This is a genomic window from Levilactobacillus tujiorum (genome assembly GCF_012641185.1).
GTDB classification, from domain to species: Bacteria; Bacillota; Bacilli; order Lactobacillales; family Lactobacillaceae; genus Levilactobacillus; species Levilactobacillus tujiorum.
Genome location: NZ_JAAXLK010000016.1, coordinates 31,056 through 51,722, shown reverse-complemented (window position 1 = coordinate 51,722; position 20,667 = coordinate 31,056). Strand labels below are relative to the sequence as shown.

Below are 20,667 nucleotides of genomic sequence, written 5' to 3'. Positions count from 1 at the left end.
TATTGAAGGTGGAAAATCAAATTGATGACTAAATCGCCATTACTATTACGATCGGCAAAATAGGCTCGCCGCTCTTAATCCGGGGGAGTAGCATAGCCGGGAGTGAGTTAACTTTGGGCTCAGCCGTGGGATTTACCAAGTGTTTTTCTTGGTAAATGGCGACTTTGAGACGTGATTTTCGGCTCAAAGCGAGGCCTAAGACCGCCCTGTGGCTTAGGCCGTCCTCCCCACAGCGATCCAGCCCAAAGTTGACGAACGGTAAGGCGACAGTCCCGCGGTTAAGCGCGGTAGCCATCGCTGGCGGCGTCGTAGGTCAACGTTACCGTACTGCCGGGCAGGTCGATCGTGATCGTCTGGTAAGCCGGCGCGAAACCATGGTGCAGCAGCTTAACGGCCACTTGACCATCCTTAACCGTAATCTCATAGCGGTTGAACTCGCCGTTTTGGTAGTTGAAGTCCAGCCCATCATCTTGGTAGTGTTCGTAAGTTCCGGCATCCCCGAAGAGTTTGAAGGTCATTGCCGTATCGGGTTCCTCGCTGATGTGGTCAACTGTGGCGCCCCATGGCAAGATGGTTCCTTGCTTGACGAAGAGGGGCAATTTATCCAGTGGGGCCTCGGCGACGATGTCTTGCCGGCCGTCGTATTCGCGGTTGTTCCAGAAGTCAATCCACTTGCCAGCGGGGAGGTAAACGAGCCGCTTAGTCTGGGATTTTTGAACAATCGGTGCGACTAGCAAATTGTCGCCGACCATGTATTCATCGTTTAAGTCGCGAACGCGTGGATCATCGTCGTAGTTCAAGACTAGTGGCCGCATGACGGGGAGACCAGTCTGGCTCTCCTGCGCGAAGAGATCGTACAGGTAGGGGATGAAGTGGTAACGGAGCTTGAGGTACTTGCGGTAAATCGACAGCGTTGGTTCACCGAAGGCCCAAGGTTCTTGGCGCCGAGTGCCCATCGCTGCGTGGTTTCGCAGGAGGGGACTGAAGATGGCTGCTTCAATCCAGCGCGTCAGTAACTCGGCGTTGGAGTCGGAAGCAAACCCACCGATATCGGTTCCAACGAAGCTAAAGCCACTGAGGCCGAGGTTGCAGAGTTGTGGGATCATCATTTGGATATGCGGCCAGATACTCCGGTTATCACCGGTCCATACGGTTGAATACTTCTGTGTGCCAGCGTAGGCCGCCCGAGTAATGACGTAAGGCCGCCGTCCCTGTTGGTCCTTTAGCCCGGTGTAAGTGGCCTTCGCCATGTTGTGACCGTAAACGTTGTGCATCTTAGCGTGGGTTGAGGGGGTATCCTGATCGCTGAAGACAGTGTCGTCAGGAATGTCGCCCTCAAAGGTTGCCGGTTCGTTCATGTCGATCCAGACCCCGCCGACGCCGTGATCCGTCAAGAACTGGTTATTTTTAGCCCACCACTTGCGAACGGCTGGCCGACCAAAGTCTGGGAAGGCGGAATCGCCGGGCCAAACTTTATTGATGTAGACCTTACCAGCCGGCGTTTTAACGAAGTAGTTGTGTTTAATGCCCTCTGCGTAGGTCTGGTAATCGGGATCTTGCTTAACACCGGGGTCAATGATGGGAATGACCTTAATGCCCCGCCGCTTTAATTTAGCCACGAAGGCCTTCGGGTCGCCGGCAAATTTCGTCTTGTCCCAAGTGAAGACCCGGTAGCCATTCATGTAGTCGACATCAAAGTGGATGGCGTCACAGGGCAGATCGTATTTCTGCAGATTGTCCGCGATGGCTTGAACCTCGGTCTGGCTCGCACTGTACCCCCAGCGTGATTGTTGGTAACCCAGTGTCCATTTCTGTGGTAAAGGTGTTCGACCGGTTAAATAAGTGTAGTTGGTGACCACGTCTTTGAGCGTTTGCCCACCAATGATGTAGTAGTCGAGGTTGCCTTGTACGGCGGAGTAGAAGTAGTAGTGCGGATCTTCCTTGCCCATGTCAAAGTGGCTCTTGTAGGTGTTGTCGAAGAACAGGCCGTAAGGATGACCATTCTTCAGCCCCAACATGACGGGGATTGATTTGTAAAGGTTAGGGAAGTTTTCCAGTTGTGGCGCTGGATTGTCGACGTTCCAATTGTCATATTCAAAGCCCCGCTTATCCAGGTAGCCGGTTTTATCGCCGAGACCGTAGAGGTGTTCATCGGGCGCCAAGGATTTGATGACTTCGTAGTAGCCCGTGTCGGACTTGACGGTGGCCTTCGTGACGCTGTGGCCCTCGGCTTCGACTAACCGCTCGTGGACTTTATCGATCCCTTTGTCTAGTAGCTGGCGGTCGCCGCGGTAATCCGTCACTAAGGCGTTGCCGTGGGCATCGTAGGCGTCGATGTGCCGCTCTGCGTCCAAGCTTAGCGTTAACGCACTGGTCTTCAATTCGTAGTGGTCGCCGGCATCGGTTAACGTGTAGTCGGTTGGCTGTTCCTTATTGCCCTCGATGGCGTAGGATTGGCCGTTATCCCCGCGGTTTTCAAAGACGCGGATGATCGCTGGCGTTACCACCGTGAGCTCTAAGGGATGTTGTGGATAGTCAAAAGTAATCGTTTGTTTAGTACGTGTGTATTTCGGTAATGTTGTCATACAAATTCTCTCCTCAATCAGAAGTTAAAGCTATTGAACATCTTCGGACAAGTCTTTCTGCGGCTTATCTTGCTTCAAAACACCAATTGCAATGACCGCAATTAGCATAGAGACACCGGCAACTAGCATCATGCCGGGCATTGATTTGCCCACCATTCGGAAGACCAAGAAGCTGGCTACGGAAGCGATGATTTGTGGCAAGCAGATGGTTCCGTTGAAGATACCGATGTAAGATCCTTCGTTGGACCCGTTCAGTGACGATGTGAAAATGTTGAAGGGTTCAACGTGGACGGTGAAGAAGCCAATCCCGATTAAACAGAATGGCAAAATCAGTAAGTATTGATTGTGGATGAAGAAGACCCAGATCAATCCGATGGCGAAGCAGGTAATCCCGAAGCGGTACCAGAATTTCCGCTTGTAAGGGTTGGTGTGCGACAGAATTAAGAAGCCGTACAGCACGGCCGCCATTGATTGAATAAAGGTGAGAATCCCATACCAGTTCCCAGCGGCTTGATAACCGGCCGAGGTGGCATTGGTGGTGTTCCAAACGTTTTGTGCAATGGCACCGGTGGTGTAAGTCCACATGTATTGAATTCCAATCCAAGCAAACATTTGGACTAAGGCGACTTCCCACAGTGCTTTCGGTGCTTCCTTAATCAGTTGCCAGATGGACTTATGGTTCTTGTGCGCCTGTGGGTCAATCTGGTGATAGTTGGCATAAGTTTCGGGATCATATTCCTTGACGGAGTGAATCGTGTAGGCTGAAATGCCTAACAGAATAGCGGCGCCAATGTAGAACGCTAACCGTACTGACAGGGGAACAACGCCTCGTTTAGCAGTGTTGGCGACCCCTAAGTAGGTTAAGACGAAAGGTAGTAACGTGGCGAGCACACCACCTAAGTTACTGAAGGCTTGTTGCCAAGACCAAGCCTTATCTTTTTGATTTTCATTGACCATGTCGCCGATGATCATCCGGAAGGGTTGCATGCAGACGTTACTGGACAGGTCCATTAATAGAATGGCAATCGCACCAAATAATAGGGCGGCCAGTGACGCGTAACCAAAACCAAATGATCCGGCGTTTGGTAGGAGAATCATGACCAGTGCCGCGATCGGCGCACTGAACAACAGGTATGGCATCCGTCGACCGAAGCGCGGTGACCACGTGCGATCGGAGTATTTACCAACTAGTGGTTGAACAATTAATCCCGCTAGTGGGGGCAAGATGAAGAAGAGTCCCAGGTTGGTTGGATCGGCCCCAATGGTTTGGAAGATCCGACTCATTTGTGACGATTGCAGTGAGAAAGCCATGTTAACCCCGCAAAAACCAAACGTAATGGCAAATAAGGTCTTTAACGGTAAATTCGGCAGGGAGTTGGCAATCCGTGCTGGCTTCTTAGTGGTAGTGCCAGTCGGTTTAACGGCCCCAGCTGCATGTGCTGTTGGTTGATTCATGATGTTCCATCCCCTTGATTAAATTAAAGCCTAATACCTTTCAACGACTACATCCTATCACTTTGCGTAAACGTTTACAATGTCTATCCATCAACAAGTTAAACGTTTACCCTTTTTGCTGGGAAATTCGCCCGATTAAGACTATAATTGGGGTATTAGTTATGGAGCGGATGGCGTTTGGCCTCAGTCTTTTGGACGTTATGCCGCAGAGTAGAAAGTTAGGTGACAATCATGACGAAACCAACCATTAAAGACATTGCGGCCCAGTCAGGCGTCTCGATTGCGACGGTCTCACGGGTACTGGCCAATAAGTCGGGATCGTATAGCGAAAAGACGGCAGCAAAAATCCTTAAGATCGCAAAGGAGCTGGGGTACCGGAAGAATTCGGCCGCAGTTGATTTGGTCAAAAAAGGTGCGGACGTCATCGCCCTCATCATCAATGCCACGCCGACGAACTTCTCCACGCAGATTATTGATGGTATTCAACAGCGGGCGAGCGAGCTCGGTCAGGGCGTGATCATTCTGTACGCGGGTAATCGGGATCATGCGTTGCAACATCAAGCGATTATCACAGCCCTGGGGCGCTCCGTGTCAGGGATCCTGCTGGCGGCGATTGAACCGGATGAAGAGGATCTGACGTTATTGAAAGAGTCACAGATTCCGTTTTGTTTTGTCTCATTGTATTTAGGTACGGCCGCAATCTTAGCGGTCAGTTCGGACAACCGGGACCTGGCTTATCAAGCCACGCAGTATTTGATTGATCAGGGCCATACGCGGATTGGTCTAGTGGGGATTGATGAGTATCATACGGGGAGTCAACGGCGGATCGGTTACCAGGAGGCGATGACGGCCAATCACTTGGCGCCCGCCACCGTCTTGCCAGGCGACTACAGCTATGAAGCGGGGGTGCGCCTGCTACAAGCGGTTAAAGATCAAGGTCTGACTGCGGTTCTGGCAGCCAGTGACATGGTCGCCGCGGGGATATTGACCGCGGCCCAGCAGCATAAAATCCGGGTACCGGCAGACTTATCTATCATGAGCATTGACGGCACAATCATCTGCCAGATTACGACGCCGGCCCTGACCAGTGTCACGCAGGACTTTTATCAGATTGGGCGGCAAAGCGTCAACAAAGTTATGGGCCAGCCAGCCTTGGATTTCGTACCCGTTAAAATTGTGGAACGCGCGAGTGTGGTTCCGCCGGCAGACTAGTGGATACTGGCAGTTGAAGAAATAACGGTCATTTTTGCAAAAAAAATATTTATGCAAAAACACTGACTGACACGATCGCCAATGGTTAAAGATTTGCCCTGTCTGGCACGCTGGGTTTTGTGTGTTGATGTTTGAAAATCAGAGATAATGCCGCCTTACCGTTCGTCAAATTTGAGCTGGAGCGCTGTGGGGAGGACGGCTAGAGCCAGAGGGCGGTCTCTAGCCTCGCTTTAAGCCGAAGAGCACGTCTTAAAGGCGCCATTTACCAAGAAAGTCACTTGGTAAATCCCACGGCTGAGCTCAAATTTAACTCACTCGCGGCTGCGGTGGGTAAACTTGTCACGCTGGTAGTCCCTGCGCCTTGCCGGTCGGCAGATATGGGCTGGAACGGTGCGAACGCAACTTGAAGCCTCGAAAGTGCCGAGTCTACAAGCTTGGTTTTCTACTAAGTCAGTAAGAAGATCACTTACTGGCTAAGTAGAACGACGCGCCTGAGCCCATATCTGCCGACCTCACGGCTGACACAGTGTGCCTGAGGTAACGGCCACAGCTGTTATTAGTCGAACTGAAAACGTTAAGTCATCACACTCTTTCAACTATTGTCTTGGTAAAACACAATCAGAGCCGGAGGAGGCCAGGGATGGAGTCAGCCGTGAAAGTGGTGTTAGCTGGCGATTTTTCAGCCAGCTTTACAGCACGGGCGACTTTGGAGACACGTGGTTTTCGTGGCTCCAAATCGAGCGAGAAGACTGGTGGTCTCCCAGGCTGAAGCGGCCCCACAGCAGGCGGAATTCCTGGCAGCCGGAGTGCGGCCAGTCATGCTAATTTAATGGTGCGAAGTCTGACCAGTACTGAGATAAAGTAGGCGTTTCATCTTTCAACCTTTAGTTGACAATAAAAAACACGGTCGTGACGTCACCTCGCAGTGTGGCGTCACGACCGTGTTTTATTAATGATTAGTCTTCATCATCGTCATCGTCTTCTTCGTCCAAGCCGTCGCGGGCATCGTTGCCCAGCACAGCTTGTAACTCACGAATGATGTGATTGTTGGTTCCGCGTAAGGTGGTGAGGAAGCTAGCTAATGCTGGCCGCTCTTCCTTTTCAGCGAGCTTGATCGCGCGGTCGATGAAAAGGTTGTGGGTATCTGCGTCGTGAACGAGCTCACTGACTTGTTCTTCGGCGGGCAGATACTTCTTAGCGCCGCTTTCTTGGAGCATGTTGTAGTCGTGAAATTCTTTAGTGGTGGTCGAGACAATTTCGCCTTCGTCTAGTAGTAATTCACCGAGGGCGTCGAATTGCTGACGGTAGGTGTCAATGTAGGTGTTGAGCAATTGACGCACGCTCAATGCTAGTGGCCCCTTCACCGACCAACGAACTTGATGGAACTTCACAATTGAAATGTGAAGATTGGCTAAAATGTGATTGGTCATGGCCCCAGCCGTAGGGACGTGGTGGTCGTGTTCCGTTTGAGCTTGTTCAGCAGCGTAGCGGTCTTCAATAGTTGTCGTCATTAGATTAACTTCCTTTCAATTTGGGGAATCAGGGGATTAGAGTGCCTTTACTTTAGAACTTTTAACCACGTAGCCGAGGTCGGTTACGGTGTCGGCCAGACTATCAGCCGTGACCTGACTGTCATCAAATTCAGCCTTGATCTTGCTGGCGTTAAAGAGTACCTTAACGTTTTCCACGCCGTCTTTTTTGCTCAGCGCGCCTTCAATCTTGGTCATGCAAGATGGGCAGGTCAGTGCGTCTAACTTCATCGTTACTTTACTCATGTTAAGAACCTCCTATTAGGTTTAATTAAAGTGCTTTAACCTTACTACTTTGAACGGCGTAGCCTAAATCGGTGACCACGTTGGCCAAATCTTCGGCAGAAACTGTGCTGTCGTCGAATTCAGCTTTAACCTTGCTAGCGTTGAAGAGCACCTTGACGTTTTGAACACCGTCTTTTTTACTCAGCGCACCTTCAATCTTGGTCATGCAAGAGGGACAAGTCAGGGCGTCCAATTTCATAGTTACTTTACTCATAATGAAAACCTCCTTCGACGAATATCGTTTGCCTTGATTACATGACTTAGTATACGGGCAAGTCACTTAGAATAACTTGACTCAAATCAAGTTACGGAAAGTTTTTTTGAAATATACATAAATTGAATAAAATCAAATCTGAAATCGTGATTTAACGGGCGTATTAATCATCGTTGTTTTCTTTCGGTATAAAATATGCGACAATGGAGAACAGAATTTAAACAAGCGAGGGACAATAAATGTGGAAAAGCAACAAGGAAGTCAGTCTGGCAGGAATTCTTTCAGCCACGTTACTGCTTAATGCGGCAGCGGCGTGTATGTGGCCGTTAACCACGGTCTACATGCATAATCAATTGCATCAGACGTTGACTTTAGCGGGGATTGCGTTGTTGGGCATGTCCCTGTGTATGATTTTAGGAAATTGGCTGGGGGGCTGGCTCTTTGATAACTGGTCACCATTTAAATCAGCGGTGTTGGGGACCCTGTGTTCATTTATCCCCATGCTGATCCTGATTTTCTTCCACGGCTGGCCCATCTTTGGCATCATGCTGCTATTCATTGGATTAGGTGATGGTGTGGTGATGACTGTGGTCAATTCGTTTGCGGCCAACGTGACGTCTATCAGTAGTCGCCGGGTCTTCAATTATTTGTATATCGGGATGAATCTAGGGGTTGTTATCGGAACGCTGATGGTCGGCTACCTGATGGATCATGGTGTACAGCTGGTCTTTATCGCCGCTAGTATCTGTTACACGGCTTTACTGCTGATTATTTTGGCGGACTTCCGAATGAAGATTACGACCAAGACACAGCACCATAAACACCAGGCGGCCAAGCCCGCACAGCTCAATCTGATCTGGCTAATTGCGGTGATGGTGTTCTGCTTGTACATGAGCTACACGCTGTGGGAAAGTGTGATTTCGGTCCACATGACTAATCTCGGAATTTCCTTTGAACACTACAGCCTGTTATGGACGCTGAACGGGCTGATGATTGTGTTTGGTCAGCCAATTGCGAATCGGTTGGGGAGTTATTTCAAGATGAGCTCGCAAATTGCGGTGGGGTCGTTGATCTTCATCCTGTCATTCTTGATCTTGGTATTTGCCAAAACGTACGCCGTCTTCGTGGTGACGATGGTGATCTTGACGATTGGCGAAATGATCGGCTTTCCCGGGATTCCAGCCTGGATTGATAAACTAGCTGGGGACAATGACAAGGGGAAATTCCAAGGCATCTACAACATGGCCATCTCGTTTGGCCGGGCAGTCGGGCCGTTGTACGGTGGCTTACTGATCGAATACGGCAGTTATCGGGACCTGTTTGGGTCGGTGACCTTGCTGATGCTGTTGGCTTTAGCAGCAGTGATGATTCGTAACCGAATGAACCGCGCCCGGTCGAAGTAAGGCCTATAACGGATCAAGCGACTAGCATGGACTGAGGAGCTTGAATAGCAAAAAAGAATGACCCTTGCGGGGGTCATTCTTTTTTTACGGAATTGAGTGTGCGGCTGAATGGCTAACACCTAATAGGAACGATGTTGATTTAACGGCATAGAGATCGCTTTCACAACGCGTATAATAGCAGATTTGGGTGAAACGGGTAAAAGTCGTTGCTTATCACCTGAACAGGCGTAATATTCTAGAAAAGAGGAGGCTGTGTTATGCTAATTGACTTCACGTTGACTAATTTTCGCTCTTACCAGGAGCCGACGACATTTTCTTTGGAGAGCGGTGGCGGTGTTCAGGAGTGGCAGCGCGAGAACACGGTTTCGCTGACTGCGGATCTGCGTGTTTTAAAGTGTGCAACGATTTTTGGGGCCAACGGTGCTGGTAAGAGTGCGGTATTAGCCGGATTAGCACGAATGCGGCAGATGGTGACGGTCCCCACGGAACAGATTACGGATGAGCTGCCTTACGAGCCCTTCCAATTTGATACAGAATCGGCGACGCAGCGGACAACTTTTACCGTGAATTTCGTGCGTAATCAGCAGATATATCGGTATGCTTTCAGCTATACGGCCACGCGGGTGATCGATGAAGTGTTGAGTGTGGCCCAAGGCGATCAGTATCAGGTCTTATTTGCGCGTGAAAATGGCGACGTGACGGTAGTTCCGGCTGGATTAGCAGTGATTGCACAGCGCGTGCGCCCCAATGCCCTGATGCTGGCGGCGTTACAGCAATGGAACTATCAACCGGCAATCGAAGTTTTTGAATGGTTTAGCCAGGATTTGGTGATCCTGGGTGAGTGGCCCAGTGGCGATTGCCTCGATGACGACTGGATTCAAACGCAATTGGTGAGCCTGCTACGAGTGCTGGGAAGTGAAGTCGCCAACGTGGTCCAACGGCGAGTGGCGATCCAGTTCTTAGACGGTTCTGCGGTGACGAGGCCGGACCTTTACCTGGTTTATGAAAAATACGATGAAGAAGACGCGGTGCGGGGCTACCAGGAGTTACCGTTGACTAGTGCCTCAGTGGGTATGCAGCAACTAGTCAGTATCAGCTTGGCTTTGATTGTGGCGCAACACGCGCAGCATCCGCGGACCATCTTGGTGGATGACCGGTTGACTGCGGTACATCCGACGGTGGTTGCCGCATTATTAGGCTTGATCAATTCAGAGGCCAATCAGAATCAGGTGGTCTTGACCACGAACCAACCGATGCTGATGAGTCAGCAGTTGCGGGTCGATCAAGTGTATTTAGCTGAAAAGAATTACCGCGGAGTCAGCCAACTGACGGCGCTACTGGACTTTGAAGGCGTGGCAACGAGCGGTTGGCTGGCGGATTACCTGACCGGTCAATTTGGTGCCATGCCCACGGTCAATGTGTCGGATCTCTTAACGATTTTTAAGGCAAAGAGTTGAGAAATCCTTGCGCCTGCAGAACTTGTGCTAATTTTGCCCGTTGTTGGGGATCGCGAGACAACTCGGCCGCAATGTGGTGGGAGAAGGTTTCCGCGCGTTGATGAGTACCGCGTGATTGGTAGTAGTCCGCAACGGTCTGATCATAGCTGGCCAGATCAGCGGCCGACGCCAGTGGCTGGTAATGATTGGTGAAGTGCATGAGTGATTGTGGTAACCGGGGTTTCTGCTCAGGTTGCTCAGCCGGATGGCCCATAGCCAGACCGAAGACGGGAAAGGTGAGGGGTGGAAGTTGGCACAGACTGATGACCTGAGCCGCATCGTTAAGGATACTCCCCATGATGGTACTGCCGAGTCCCAGGCTTTCACCAGCGACAACCATTGCTTCGGCGGCAATGCTGGCGTCGAAGATTCCGGCGAGTAGTTTATCTGTACTGTGAAGATTTGCCGTCGTCGTAGAAGTCTTAGGCGCTAATTGCGCATTGCGATATTGATCCGCTAAGAATAAGAAAAAGTGACCCGCCTTTTCTAGCCAGTGGTGGCCGGTGATGTCGCCTAAGGTTGCCAATTGCTGAGGGTCAGTAATGCTAATGATGCTGTATTGTTGTGAGAAGGTGCTGGTCGGTGCGTGCTGCGCGGCATCAACGAGGGTGGTGACCTCGGTGGCCGTTAATTTTTCAGCCGTAAACCGACGAATGCTGCGGTGATTGAGCAGCGTGTCTAGCGTGGGATTAGCCATTGGGAGCCACCTCCTTCATGCGGGTGACCAGTGCATCGTAAACGCGGGCTTCGTCACGGGGCACGCCACGTAATTCGTAGTTAGCGATGAAGGGCGCGTTGAATTTTTTAGCGTAGCGCTTGGCCGTCAGACAATACTGTTCATTAAAGTTACGATTGCCACTGCCCACGACCCCGATGAGTTGTTGGGCGTTGTTACCGTAGCTGATGTATTCACCCAAAACATTGGTCATTAATTCCTTCACACCATTGTCGATACCGTTGCCACCGTCAAGGTATGTTGGGACGAAGCAAAAGTAAGGCTGGGTTTCGGCCGTAAAGTCGCTGGCTTCGCTGATTTCAGTCGCCGTAATTTCTGGACTAGCGGCATTTTGGGCGTGTTGCTTGGCGGCATAAGCGGTTAGATTTTCGACGAAGTTGCGCGTGTTGCCTTCGATTGAGATAAATAAAATACGTAATGGTTGCATGAAATTCCCTCCAGATTCGCTGATGAACTTACTCCTAGTGTACACGGATTCTCATGGGAAAGCTTCTAAGTTTTAACCGCTGATTTTGAAAAAGTGGCGGGGTAGCTTGTCAAAAATACGGCGATATGCTATTCTAGTCGTACTTTAAGAAAGAACGAGGTATTCAGCCGATGCGTAACTAATCACTCTCAAATGTTTGTCAGCTTCACCACGGTTTAAGGGGTGGAGTGGGCCTGCAATTGGGATTGATGGTTACGCCGACTGAATTGCTAAGGGCAATCAGTGGGCGCCATTTCCATTTGGGAAATGCGGCCACCTTTTTTATTTGCCAACCATTGATCCCTGCTTTTTAAAAGGGGGACGACTTTTTGACACAAATTAACTTAATCAAAATAACTAAGACGGTGGCTGGCGAGCCGCTATTTACGCTAGATCAGCTCACGGCCCATACCGGTGAACGGATTGGTATCGTGGGGGCCAACGGGACTGGCAAGACCACCTTAGCACGGATTATTGCCGGCACCGATACGGAATTTACGGGGCAACGGACGGTGACAGCGCCGGTTACCTTGGTTCCACAAATCGCGCCAACTAATGGCCGATCTGGTGGACAAAGTATGTTGGACCGGGTGCGCCGGGCCTTGGCGCAACGGCCGGAAATTTTAATTCTGGATGAACCTTCAGCCAATCTTGATGACGATCATCAGCAATGGCTACGAGATCAGTTGCAGCATTTTTCCGGCTTGTTGCTGATTATTTCTCATGACCGGGAACTCTTGACGGCCGTGGCAACCCAAATCTGGTCACTATCAGAGAAGACGTACACGCAGTACAACGGTAATTTCGCTGACTTTGAACGGCTACGTGAACAGCAACGAGAAAATGAGTTGACCCATTATCAACAAGCCCAGCGCGAGAAACGAGAATTGAAAAAGGCCATTCAGGCCCGTCACGAAAAAGCTAATCGGATTCGTAAAGGTAGTCGTCGTATGAGTGCGGCCGAGTTGTCCAATTCAAAGACTGTGCGGGAACAGAATGCTGGGAAGATGGAACGGGGTGCCCGGGCGTTGAAGGAACGCATGGATCGGCAGACCATCGCTAGCAAGCCGCACGAGACGTCGGCCCTGAAGATGGTCAGCACGGACTTGCCGCCGGTAACGGGGAAATACTTGGTGACGGTGGCTGATCTTCATTTACAACGTGGCAAGCACGATCTGCTAGACCACGTTCAGTTGCGAATTAAACCCGGTGAACGTGTAGCCTTAGCCGGACCTAATGGGAGCGGTAAGTCGACCTTGATTGAAGCCATTTTGGGTCACCAGTCGGGAACTCACTTGGCAGCGAGCGCACGCGTCGGGTACTTTCATCAGGATATGACGGCCTTACCCAGCGACCAAACGGTTTGGCAGGTCATGAGCCGGGTCACCGCGCTGGATGACAATCGGACGCGGCAGATCATGGGGGCCTTTGGACTGAAGGCCATCTTCTATGATCGCCTAATCGGTGAGCTGAGCGGGGGCGAGCAAGTCAAGCTACAATTGTTGGCCATTCTGGTCAGTGCCAGCAACCTGTTAATTTTGGATGAGCCAACTAATTATCTGGATTTGCCAGCGCTACAGGCCTTAGAAGAGTTTCTCATTGGTTATCCCGGAACCGTGTTATTCGTGGCGCATGATCAAACGTTCCGGCAAAGGGTCGCAACCCGCGTGCTGAAATTGACGGCGCATCGGTTGATCGACCCGGCCAAGACGGCTCAGGGAACGCCAGCGACGGATCTGCCACGCTTGCAGTTTGAATACGATCAATTAATGATGGCGCCACAGTTAGATACGCAGCGATTACGTGAGTTGCGCGAGCAAATTGCCGCGCTGAAAAAGTAGCGAAAACTGATGAATTGGTAAGAATTTGTCTATGAAACCGGTTACCTCTAATTTTTCGCTAAGTTTCACTTACGAAGATACTTTTTTTCTGTTACAGTAATCCATTGTGTTTGAAATGAAAGCGAGTGTGAAAACAAATGGATTCTGTACAAAGTAGCCAAACAAGTATGGCTAAGAAAGCCCGGGTAGAAGTTGCCCACCCAATGCTAGCCATGATGGGGATGCTGATCGGGGGCTTTGTCGGGATGTTTTCCGAAACGTCCTTAAATATTGCGTTGCCACAGTTAATGGCGCAGTTAGGTGTGACGACGGCCACGGTGCAGTGGTTAGTCACGGGTTATATGCTGATGGTGGGGATTGTTTTACCATTGTCTAGCATCATTACGAAGTGGTTTACGACGCGGCAAGTGATTTTGTTTGCGTTGCTTGATTTCATGGTCGGTGCCATTATCTCGGCGAGTGCGCCAGGCTTTGGCGTCTTGCTATTTGGTCGGATGATTCAGGGGATTGCGACGGGATTAATCTTACCGTTGATGTTTACGGTGGCCATGCAAATCTTCCCGCCTTATAAGTTGGGGGCCGCCATGGGAATGGTTGGTCTGGTGATTATGTTTGCACCAGCCGTTGGTCCGACCCTTGCCGGTATCGTGCTGGGGATCGCTTCTTGGCGGTGGATTTTCTGGCTGTTCGTGCCATTCTTAATTATCGCCTTTATTTTTGCCGTCTCATCACTGAAGAATATTGCTGAGGTTTCCCGGCCCAAGGTTGATTTCGTGTCAATCTTGTTGTCTACGGTAGGATTCGGTAGTTTGGTCGTCGGTGTCAGCTTGGCTAGTGATCATGGCTGGGGCTCTACGACGGTGATTGCGGCCTTAGTGGTTGGGATTATTGTGTTGGCCTGGTACACGCACCGGCAGTTAGCGATGCCTAATCCGATTCTCAACCTGCGGGCGTTTGCCATTCCAGGATTCCGAATTGGGGCGAGCCTCGTGATGATTAATTTCGGAATTATTTTATCTGCGATGTACCTGTTGCCGATGTATATCCAAAAGGGATTGCTGGTTCCAGTTGCTCTGACGGGGATTATCATGTTCCCTGGTGGTGTGATGAACGCAGTGGTTTCTGCCGTGTCAGGGCGGATGTATGATCGCGTGGGGGCTCGGATGCCAGCGCGGATCGGCTTTATCATTTCCATGGTGGGTGCGTTGATGTTGGCTTTCACCAGCACACACAGCGCAGTCTGGTATGTGATCTTGGCCCACGTCATCTTGATGATTGGGGCACCGCTCGCGATGTCACCGTCACAAACGTATGGCTTAAACTCATTGACGGGACCAATTGCGGCCGATGGGAGTGCCATCATGAACACCTTACAACAGATTGTCGGTGCGATTGCGACGGCGATTGCCACCAGCTTGTTGGGCATTGGTCAAGCGGCTTACATTACTTCCGGTGCCAACCACGCAGCGGGGGCCTTCGTTAACGGTGCCCACTACGGGTTCTTCTTCACGTTGGCGTTGGCTGTAGCTGGGTTCTTGTTAGCGCTACGGATTCCTAAGGCTAACCGGTAATTGTTTCATGTGAAACAGTATCAATAAACAAATGGCACTCAAATCATAGCTGGTTTGAGTGCCATTTTTGTCTGTTAAGTCGTTAGTCGTCTAGGAAAGTCTTACGCCGAAAGACGCGGAAGACCATCAGTAGGCAGTAGGCGAGTGCTAGCCCCCAAGCCAGCGGGTTAGCATAGGCGATGGCGGTGAAGCCCAGACCGGCGATGGAAAGCCAGCCAGCGGCCGTCCGACCAATCAATTCGCCGAGCCCGGAGAAGATGGCGTAGAAACTGTGGCCCCATCCCTGTAACGTGTTACGGAAAATCATTAAGATGCCGTGAACGGGGAAGTAACAACTGATAATGATGATATAGAAGTTGGCTTCACGGAGGATGTCTGGATGACCCGGGCCGATAATTGCTGTGACTAGTGGTGTCTTTGCTAAGTTGATGACGGCGAAGGCCACGGCAGAGTAAATAACCTGAATCCAAACCCCATCGACAATGCCGCGTTTCATCCGGTCCCGCTGTTTAGCCCCGAAATTTTGAGCCTGATAGGTAGCCATGGCGGCTCCGACGCTCTCCATGGGTAACGTAAAGAGCTGGCGGATCTTTTCGGCTGCTGACTGCGCCGCAATGATATTGGTGCCCAAGAGGTTAATGGCGTCCTGCATCACGATGGCGCCAATGGCCGAGACGGAATATTCAAATCCCATCGGGAGACCAATCAGATTCATCTTCTTGATCCGTTTCCAGTTTAGGGCCCAGTCTTTACGTGTCAGTCCCAGGTGGAACTTAGGGAAGACGGTGAGATTGAGTAGCCCACCAATGAACTCACTGATAACCGTTGCGATTGCAGCGCCGGCGATTCCCCAGTGGAAGACTAAAATAAAGATCAAATCGAGAATGACGTTAAGCACCAAGGAGACGATGAGAAAGTAGAGGGGATGAACGGCGTCACCAAAGGAACGAAGGGCATCAGCCGAATAATTAAAGAGAATATTAGCGGGAATCCCTAAGAAGGAAATCGCCGTAAAGATAATGGTAAACCGTAGAATCTGGTGAGGCGTATGTAAGGCGATTAGCAGGGTCGGCGTTAACGCGACCATGAGAGGAGTCAATATCACGGCCAGGACGAGGCAGAGCCAGACGGCATTGGTGAGATATTGCCGAACTGCGGTAGGATTTTCTTCACCTACGCTGTGGGATAGGGGAATGCTGAAACCGATGCAGGTGCCTTGAACAAACCCCATGATCAGGAAGCTCAGGGGGTAATAAGCCCCAATCGCCGCCACCGCATCGACACCAATCAGTCGACCGACAATCAGGGTGTCGATAAAATTATAAAGTTGTTGAAAGAGGGAGCCGCCGATCAAGGGGAGTGAGAATAAAATAATTTGTTTAATCGGGCGGCCAGTGGTCAATTTGATGGGTGCCATGAGATACCTCCTGCTTTGTTAGCGTTTTCAATACTAGCTAGTATACCAGTTGATGAACTGGTAAGTAAATGGGCCGGGGTGTGCTAAAGATTACAGAGCGCGAACACGACGGGGATGGTGGCGATGCTGAAGATGGTGGAAATACTCATCAGTGTGACGGCCGGGCTGGGGTCCCCGTGAGCTTTTAGGGTGAAGAGGACCACGTTACCAGCGACGGGACAAGCGGCCATCAGAACGGTGGTGTAGAGCGGAATCCCGCTGATACCAAATGCTCGTAAGATGATAATGTCAATAATTGGAAAGAGTAGGTTGCGGAAAAGCAGGGGCCACCATAGCTGTGGATTGAGAGAAGCGCGGTTGAATTTGACGGCGGCTAGGCTATTACCGATGACGATCATGGATAATGGGGTGTTGATCGAGCTAACGTAGCGCACCGTGTGATTGAGTAAGCTGGGCAGTTGAAAGCCACTGGCGAAGATGGCTAAACCCAAAACGATCGCGACGATGTTAGGATTGAGCAGAATCTGACGCCAGTTGATGGGTGTTCCCTTTTGGCGTGGCGTAAAGAGGGCGATTCCGTGCGTCCAACAGAAGATATTAAAGGCGGCCAAGGAGGCGACCGCAAAGAACACGCCGGTACTCCCGAAGAGGGCGCTGGCGAGGGGCACCCCCATGAAGCCAGCGTTGGAATAGACGGCGCCAAACCGCATGATCCGCTGGAGGTTTGGATCGGTGGCATGTTTAAAGGCTAGATTGGTGATTAAGACCATTAGACCGTAAGTCAGGAGGATTCCCGCGAGCACGAGGCCCAGACTTTGGAGGCGGCTGGGCGAGAAGGGTTGTTCAAAGGCGTTGATAATCAGACACGGCGAAACGATATAGAGCAAAATATTGGTCAGATCAGTTGCGGTCTGACTGTGCATGAAAGCTAGTTTATTGGCAAGTAAGCCGACGCCCATGAGGAGAAACATTAAGATGATTTGATTGGTGAGTTGACCCATATCCATGATACTTACGGCTTCCTTTCTGCGATTAGGGAATAATGGCGTAACGATTTATTATGGGAGCACGGATTAGCTCCTGTCAAATTTAGGCGTGATTTCAATCAGGGTGGGGCTTACAATGGTGACAGAAGTGGAGGGAAGAGCATGCGCTTTAACCGTCAATTTTATCGTACTGTGCGCTTTTGGAGTGGACTAGTGGTCATTGGACTCATGCTACCAAATTTCATCTCAGTCAGCTTAACCAGCGCTTTCTGGTGGGTATCGCTCGCTTGCCTGATTGGTGGTGTGGGGTACGCCTTAGCTGGGTTTATTGTGCGTCACTAACGGGGCCCGTCAGTCGAGGTGTTGGACCACAAAAAAGGTCAGGACAATTTGCCCTGACCTTTTAGCATTTCTCATTACTTGTGGTCATCTTCATCAGTTACCGTTGTCGTGATTTGCTTTTGAATCGGGTTAACCGTAACTTCTAACCAATTGATGAAGGAGTTCTCGTAGTCCAAGACCTTGAGATCAAAGTTCTTTAAGTGAATGATATCGTTCACCTTGACGTTCGGATAATTATCAATAATGAATCCGGCCATCGTGACGGTCTCAGTCGTTTCAAACCCCTTGATATCGGTGTTAAAGTACCGCTCAAAGTCGTACGTGGTCATCTTACCATTGACTTGGAAAGTCCCATTTGGCTGTTTGAAGATATACTGATCGTTAGCATCATCAATCTCATCACGAACCGTTCCAAAGAGTTCTTCATAGATATCCTTGTCGGTGATGATCCCAGAAGTTCCACCGTACTCGTCAACGACAACGACGATTGGTGTCCGCTTCTTGATCATTTGTTGCAGGACTTCAGTGATGGGGGTGGTTTCAGGAGTCGTGGAAATATCACGAATCAACTTATCCACCCGAATCGAGGCATCCACCTGTTGCTGACGGATTAGATCGTAATTATAGACGTAACCGAGAATCTTATCCTTATCGCCGTCAGCCACCACCGGCAGCCGGCTGAACCGTTCCTGCAGGTAGACGTTGAGGGCATCTTTGACACTCGAGGTGATATCGATAACTTCGAGTTGCGTCCGGTCAATCATGATGTCCTTAGCAACCTTGTCATTTAGTTCGAAGGCCCGTTGCATGTAAACCAAGTCATTCTTTTCAAGCTCGCCACCTTCCACGGCACTCCGTGAAAGGTTAAGAATTTCAGCTTGGGAGAAGACTTCGTCACTTTCATTGGCGACCTTGAGACCCATTAACCGCACAACGCCAGACGCGCTAGTGTTGAGTAACCAGACAAATGGGTAAAACAGAATGTGGCAGTAATGTAAAGGCGTGACGATAAGCATCAACACCTTCATTGGCATATCGATGGAAATGTTCTTAGGCACGATTTCTGTAAAGACCACTTCCAAGTAGGTCAGCAAGAGCACCCCGATAATCACACTAATGGTATGGGTCGTCGCCGTGTTCAGATGAGCTGGTGCCAGGCCATCTAAGAGTAAATCAACGAAGAACGACTCACCGATCCACCCTAAGATGATCCCGGCAAGTGAAACTCCGACTTGCGTTGTTGATAAATATTCGTTTAAATTGGTGACCATTTTCATGGCCCGGTTGAGCTTAGTTGACGGTTTGTCACGTTCCTCGATCTTTTCTTCCAAGGCACTAGGACGCGTCTGTACTAAAGCAAATTCACAAGCAACAAAGAAAGCTGCAAAGAAGAAGGTAATTAAAATAATAATTAGGTTCACAACTATCTGACCGCTATCCACACATCATTCCTCATTTCATTAATTCTATCTCTTTATTATAGCGCGTGTGCGCCCCTTTTTATAGTAGGTAGATTGAACCAAATTCTACTCCCAAAGCGTTCGCCTGGCAACCGAACACGAGAAAATAGTTGGTTTAACTTTAGAAAATGAGATACTTAACGTTTGCGGCAAAAAGGACTAAACTGAAATTAGTAACATCAAAGGAGATTTTGATTATGGCAGATGCACCAAAGGAAGAAAAAGAGACGCCTACTATTGAGATTCCCACGGAAGACGTGGAAAAGGCGGCTAAGTTATTACTGACAACGGGGTATGTGACAAAGCACGATCTACCAAAGATGAAAGATTTATCTTGGGCAACCGCACTTTCGAAGTCCGTGACGAAGCATTTCTTGGAAGATGACGATGATCACGATCCATACGTCTACTTCGAGCAATTTGACTTTGCCGGTGGGGACATTGATTCCATTATCTTTAACATGGATATTGTGCCTACCCGTGAAGAAGCTTTGCAAGACTTAGCTGAAGCATTGGGTGAAAAGATTGTTGTTCCAAAGGATAATGATCAAAAAACTTATTAAAGTCAGCCAATTTTGGCGTACGGGAGTTCTCGACAGGGATGTCGAGAGCTCTTTTTTTAACGTTTAGTTAAGATAGTCTGACTGCCGCAACCAAAGTGGGTATTTTAACGTTAGTAAGAGTAGAGGGATTAAATGGGTGTTTGACCTTTAGTCTAAAATTTTGATCTTTGAAAAATGAATTATTACGTTTCTTTAGAATGGAGTGTTGATTTATAGGCGATTTAGGTGAATAATTAGCACTCTAAAAAAAGAGTGCTAATTATTTGCTTTTCTGACCAATGCTGACTATTATAGAAAATGTAATCAAGTAAAGCAGAAAGGGGTTAATTGATTATGGCTAATGATGTAATGAATCGGAACTTTGATTTCTTTGATCCAATGAATTTCTTCAATGAAGTAGGGAACTTGGGCCACGATATGTTTAGTGGCAACAGTGATATGAAGACAGATGTTGTTGAACATGACAAGGACTACGTTGTAACGGCAGAATTGCCAGGCTTCAAGAAGGATGACATCCATGTCGATTACCGCGATGATACTTTACGTATTTCTGGTAAGTCTGAGGTTAGTCAATCTGCCAAGGATGACGATGGCCGGATCTTACGGCAAGAACGTCACAGTCAAAATGTGGCCCGTTCCTTCTACCTGCCAAATATCGACTTGAAGCAAGTTAAGGCTAACTTCTCAGATGGCATCTTGACGTTAACCTTGCCAAAGCAAGCCGACGTTGAAGACAATCATGAAATCAACATTGACTAACTGGTATTAAGGGCTGCCTGGATTGCTGAAACTTGTCGCCTTGCTTGCCGAGACCTATAACTCAGGGTTACCACCTGCGGCTGCCAACGATTCCGGCTACTGTGGGGATCGCCTGCGGCCTGAGAAGCGGTCCTCCGGCTCGGTTTGAAGCCTGACTAGGAGCGTCAGTCTCCAAACGCGTCCCACCCTGTAAACCGAGTGAGAAGCCTCGGTCAACAGGGTCGACACAGCTGCCTCCATCGTTGTCCTCCTCCGGTTGTGCCGCTATTGTCGTGTGATACTTGCCAGTGGCGTCGGTGTAACACGGTTGTCAGATGGCATATCAACGTAGCCGTGAGTGAGTCAAG

Annotated in this window: 18 protein-coding genes; 8 read left to right on the top strand and 10 right to left on the bottom strand. The window is 49.7% G+C overall.

Features of this window, described 5'->3' with window-relative positions; genetic code table 11:
* Positions 1-278: 278 nt before the first annotated feature.
* Together HF569_RS08720 and HF569_RS08715 are read right to left on the bottom strand one after the other, a co-directional pair.
* Positions 279-2,585: a glycoside hydrolase family 31 protein gene (locus HF569_RS08720; protein WP_168902133.1), complete on the bottom strand. Its 2,307-nt coding sequence runs from the start codon at positions 2,583-2,585 to the stop codon at positions 279-281.
* A 30-nt stretch (positions 2,586-2,615) separates the two neighbouring features.
* A complete protein-coding gene (locus HF569_RS08715) occupies positions 2,616-4,040 on the bottom strand; it encodes an SLC45 family MFS transporter (protein ID WP_211088948.1) in 1,425 nt (474 codons plus the stop codon).
* 231 nt (positions 4,041-4,271) lie between these two features.
* Here HF569_RS08715 and HF569_RS08710 point away from each other — a divergent pair, with 231 nt between their 5' ends.
* Positions 4,272-5,252 (top strand): LacI family DNA-binding transcriptional regulator, encoded by a 981-nt coding sequence (locus tag HF569_RS08710; RefSeq protein ID WP_168902132.1) that lies wholly within the window; start codon positions 4,272-4,274, stop codon positions 5,250-5,252.
* Between the two features lie 956 nt (positions 5,253-6,208).
* On the opposite strand, the gene HF569_RS08705 is transcribed toward HF569_RS08710, so the two are convergent.
* From HF569_RS08705 to HF569_RS08695, 3 genes are read right to left on the bottom strand one after another with little or no spacing between them, the layout of a single operon-like run.
* Positions 6,209-6,763: a Dps family protein gene (locus tag HF569_RS08705; RefSeq protein WP_168848809.1), complete on the bottom strand. Its 555-nt coding sequence runs from the start codon at positions 6,761-6,763 to the stop codon at positions 6,209-6,211.
* Positions 6,764-6,799: 36 nt separating this feature from the next.
* Positions 6,800-7,027 (bottom strand): heavy-metal-associated domain-containing protein, encoded by a 228-nt coding sequence (locus HF569_RS08700; RefSeq protein ID WP_168848810.1) that lies wholly within the window; start codon positions 7,025-7,027, stop codon positions 6,800-6,802.
* A 25-nt stretch (positions 7,028-7,052) separates the two neighbouring features.
* On the bottom strand, positions 7,053-7,280 hold the full coding sequence (locus HF569_RS08695) for a heavy-metal-associated domain-containing protein (protein WP_168902131.1): 228 nt from the start codon (positions 7,278-7,280) through the stop codon (positions 7,053-7,055).
* 239 nt (positions 7,281-7,519) lie between these two features.
* On the opposite strand from HF569_RS08695, the gene HF569_RS08690 reads away from it, so the two are divergent.
* Both HF569_RS08690 and HF569_RS08685 read left to right on the top strand, forming a co-directional pair.
* A complete protein-coding gene (locus tag HF569_RS08690; protein ID WP_168902130.1) occupies positions 7,520-8,683 on the top strand; it encodes an MDR family MFS transporter in 1,164 nt (387 codons plus the stop codon).
* Between the two features lie 257 nt (positions 8,684-8,940).
* Entirely contained in the window at positions 8,941-10,140 is a 1,200-nt protein-coding gene (locus HF569_RS08685; protein WP_168902129.1) for an AAA family ATPase, read from the top strand.
* On the opposite strand, the gene HF569_RS08680 is transcribed toward HF569_RS08685, so the two are convergent.
* Positions 10,124-10,876, bottom strand: a complete 753-nt coding sequence (locus HF569_RS08680; protein WP_168902128.1) for an NADPH-dependent oxidoreductase — start codon at positions 10,874-10,876, stop codon at positions 10,124-10,126. The two genes, HF569_RS08685 and HF569_RS08680, sit on opposite strands and share 17 nt — an antisense overlap.
* Positions 10,869-11,342 (bottom strand): class Ib ribonucleoside-diphosphate reductase assembly flavoprotein NrdI, encoded by a 474-nt coding sequence (nrdI, locus tag HF569_RS08675; RefSeq protein ID WP_168902127.1) that lies wholly within the window; start codon positions 11,340-11,342, stop codon positions 10,869-10,871. Before nrdI ends, HF569_RS08680 begins: the two co-directional genes overlap by 8 nt.
* A 368-nt stretch (positions 11,343-11,710) precedes the next feature.
* Here nrdI and HF569_RS08670 point away from each other — a divergent pair, with 368 nt between their 5' ends.
* Both HF569_RS08670 and HF569_RS08665 read left to right on the top strand, forming a co-directional pair.
* Positions 11,711-13,222: an ABC-F family ATP-binding cassette domain-containing protein gene (locus HF569_RS08670; protein WP_168902126.1), complete on the top strand. Its 1,512-nt coding sequence runs from the start codon at positions 11,711-11,713 to the stop codon at positions 13,220-13,222.
* Between the two features lie 137 nt (positions 13,223-13,359).
* Complete coding sequence (locus tag HF569_RS08665; protein WP_168902125.1) at positions 13,360-14,793, top strand: DHA2 family efflux MFS transporter permease subunit; 1,434 nt, start codon at positions 13,360-13,362, stop codon at positions 14,791-14,793.
* Between the two features lie 82 nt (positions 14,794-14,875).
* Here the strand turns inward: HF569_RS08665 and HF569_RS08660 are convergent, their stop codons facing one another.
* Together HF569_RS08660 and HF569_RS08655 are read right to left on the bottom strand one after the other, a co-directional pair.
* The gene (locus HF569_RS08660; RefSeq protein ID WP_168902124.1) at positions 14,876-16,210 is read right to left on the bottom strand and encodes an MATE family efflux transporter; all 1,335 of its coding nucleotides are present in this window, start codon (positions 16,208-16,210) and stop codon (positions 14,876-14,878) included.
* An 83-nt stretch (positions 16,211-16,293) separates the two neighbouring features.
* On the bottom strand, positions 16,294-17,217 hold the full coding sequence (locus HF569_RS08655) for an AEC family transporter (RefSeq protein WP_168902123.1): 924 nt from the start codon (positions 17,215-17,217) through the stop codon (positions 16,294-16,296).
* Positions 17,218-17,358: 141 nt separating this feature from the next.
* On the opposite strand from HF569_RS08655, the gene HF569_RS08650 reads away from it, so the two are divergent.
* On the top strand, positions 17,359-17,538 hold the full coding sequence (locus HF569_RS08650) for a hypothetical protein (protein WP_168902122.1): 180 nt from the start codon (positions 17,359-17,361) through the stop codon (positions 17,536-17,538).
* A 74-nt stretch (positions 17,539-17,612) separates the two neighbouring features.
* Here the strand turns inward: HF569_RS08650 and HF569_RS08645 are convergent, their stop codons facing one another.
* Positions 17,613-18,980 carry a hemolysin family protein gene (locus HF569_RS08645; protein WP_168902121.1) on the bottom strand — a complete coding sequence of 456 codons (1,368 nt, stop codon included), beginning with the start codon at positions 18,978-18,980 and terminating at the stop codon, positions 17,613-17,615.
* A gap of 215 nt (positions 18,981-19,195) precedes the next feature.
* Between HF569_RS08645 and HF569_RS08640 the strand changes: the two genes are divergently transcribed.
* Both HF569_RS08640 and HF569_RS08635 read left to right on the top strand, forming a co-directional pair.
* Positions 19,196-19,561 (top strand): hypothetical protein, encoded by a 366-nt coding sequence (locus HF569_RS08640; RefSeq protein ID WP_168902120.1) that lies wholly within the window; start codon positions 19,196-19,198, stop codon positions 19,559-19,561.
* 333 nt (positions 19,562-19,894) lie between these two features.
* Positions 19,895-20,320 (top strand): Hsp20/alpha crystallin family protein, encoded by a 426-nt coding sequence (locus HF569_RS08635; RefSeq protein ID WP_168902119.1) that lies wholly within the window; start codon positions 19,895-19,897, stop codon positions 20,318-20,320.
* Positions 20,321-20,667 lie beyond the last annotated feature (347 nt).

Bases quoted from the DNA above. Each gene is read 5' to 3' on its own strand.
- HF569_RS08655 (WP_168902123.1), bottom strand. From the start codon at position 17,217: ATGGATATGGGTCAACTCACCAATCAAATCATCTTAATGTTTCTCCTC.
- HF569_RS08690 (WP_168902130.1), top strand. From the start codon at position 7,520: ATGTGGAAAAGCAACAAGGAAGTCAGTCTGGCAGGAATTCTTTCAGCC.
- HF569_RS08715 (WP_211088948.1), bottom strand. From the start codon at position 4,040: ATGAATCAACCAACAGCACATGCAGCTGGGGCCGTTAAACCGACTGGC.
- HF569_RS08685 (WP_168902129.1), top strand. From the start codon at position 8,941: ATGCTAATTGACTTCACGTTGACTAATTTTCGCTCTTACCAGGAGCCG.
- HF569_RS08695 (WP_168902131.1), bottom strand. From the start codon at position 7,280: ATGAGTAAAGTAACTATGAAATTGGACGCCCTGACTTGTCCCTCTTGC.
- HF569_RS08635 (WP_168902119.1), top strand. From the start codon at position 19,895: ATGGCTAATGATGTAATGAATCGGAACTTTGATTTCTTTGATCCAATG.
- HF569_RS08640 (WP_168902120.1), top strand. From the start codon at position 19,196: ATGGCAGATGCACCAAAGGAAGAAAAAGAGACGCCTACTATTGAGATT.
- HF569_RS08665 (WP_168902125.1), top strand. From the start codon at position 13,360: ATGGATTCTGTACAAAGTAGCCAAACAAGTATGGCTAAGAAAGCCCGG.
- HF569_RS08700 (WP_168848810.1), bottom strand. From the start codon at position 7,027: ATGAGTAAAGTAACGATGAAGTTAGACGCACTGACCTGCCCATCTTGC.
- HF569_RS08650 (WP_168902122.1), top strand. From the start codon at position 17,359: ATGCGCTTTAACCGTCAATTTTATCGTACTGTGCGCTTTTGGAGTGGA.
- nrdI (WP_168902127.1), bottom strand. From the start codon at position 11,342: ATGCAACCATTACGTATTTTATTTATCTCAATCGAAGGCAACACGCGC.
- HF569_RS08720 (WP_168902133.1), bottom strand. From the start codon at position 2,585: ATGACAACATTACCGAAATACACACGTACTAAACAAACGATTACTTTT.
- HF569_RS08660 (WP_168902124.1), bottom strand. From the start codon at position 16,210: ATGGCACCCATCAAATTGACCACTGGCCGCCCGATTAAACAAATTATT.
- HF569_RS08705 (WP_168848809.1), bottom strand. From the start codon at position 6,763: ATGACGACAACTATTGAAGACCGCTACGCTGCTGAACAAGCTCAAACG.
- HF569_RS08680 (WP_168902128.1), bottom strand. From the start codon at position 10,876: ATGGCTAATCCCACGCTAGACACGCTGCTCAATCACCGCAGCATTCGT.
- HF569_RS08710 (WP_168902132.1), top strand. From the start codon at position 4,272: ATGACGAAACCAACCATTAAAGACATTGCGGCCCAGTCAGGCGTCTCG.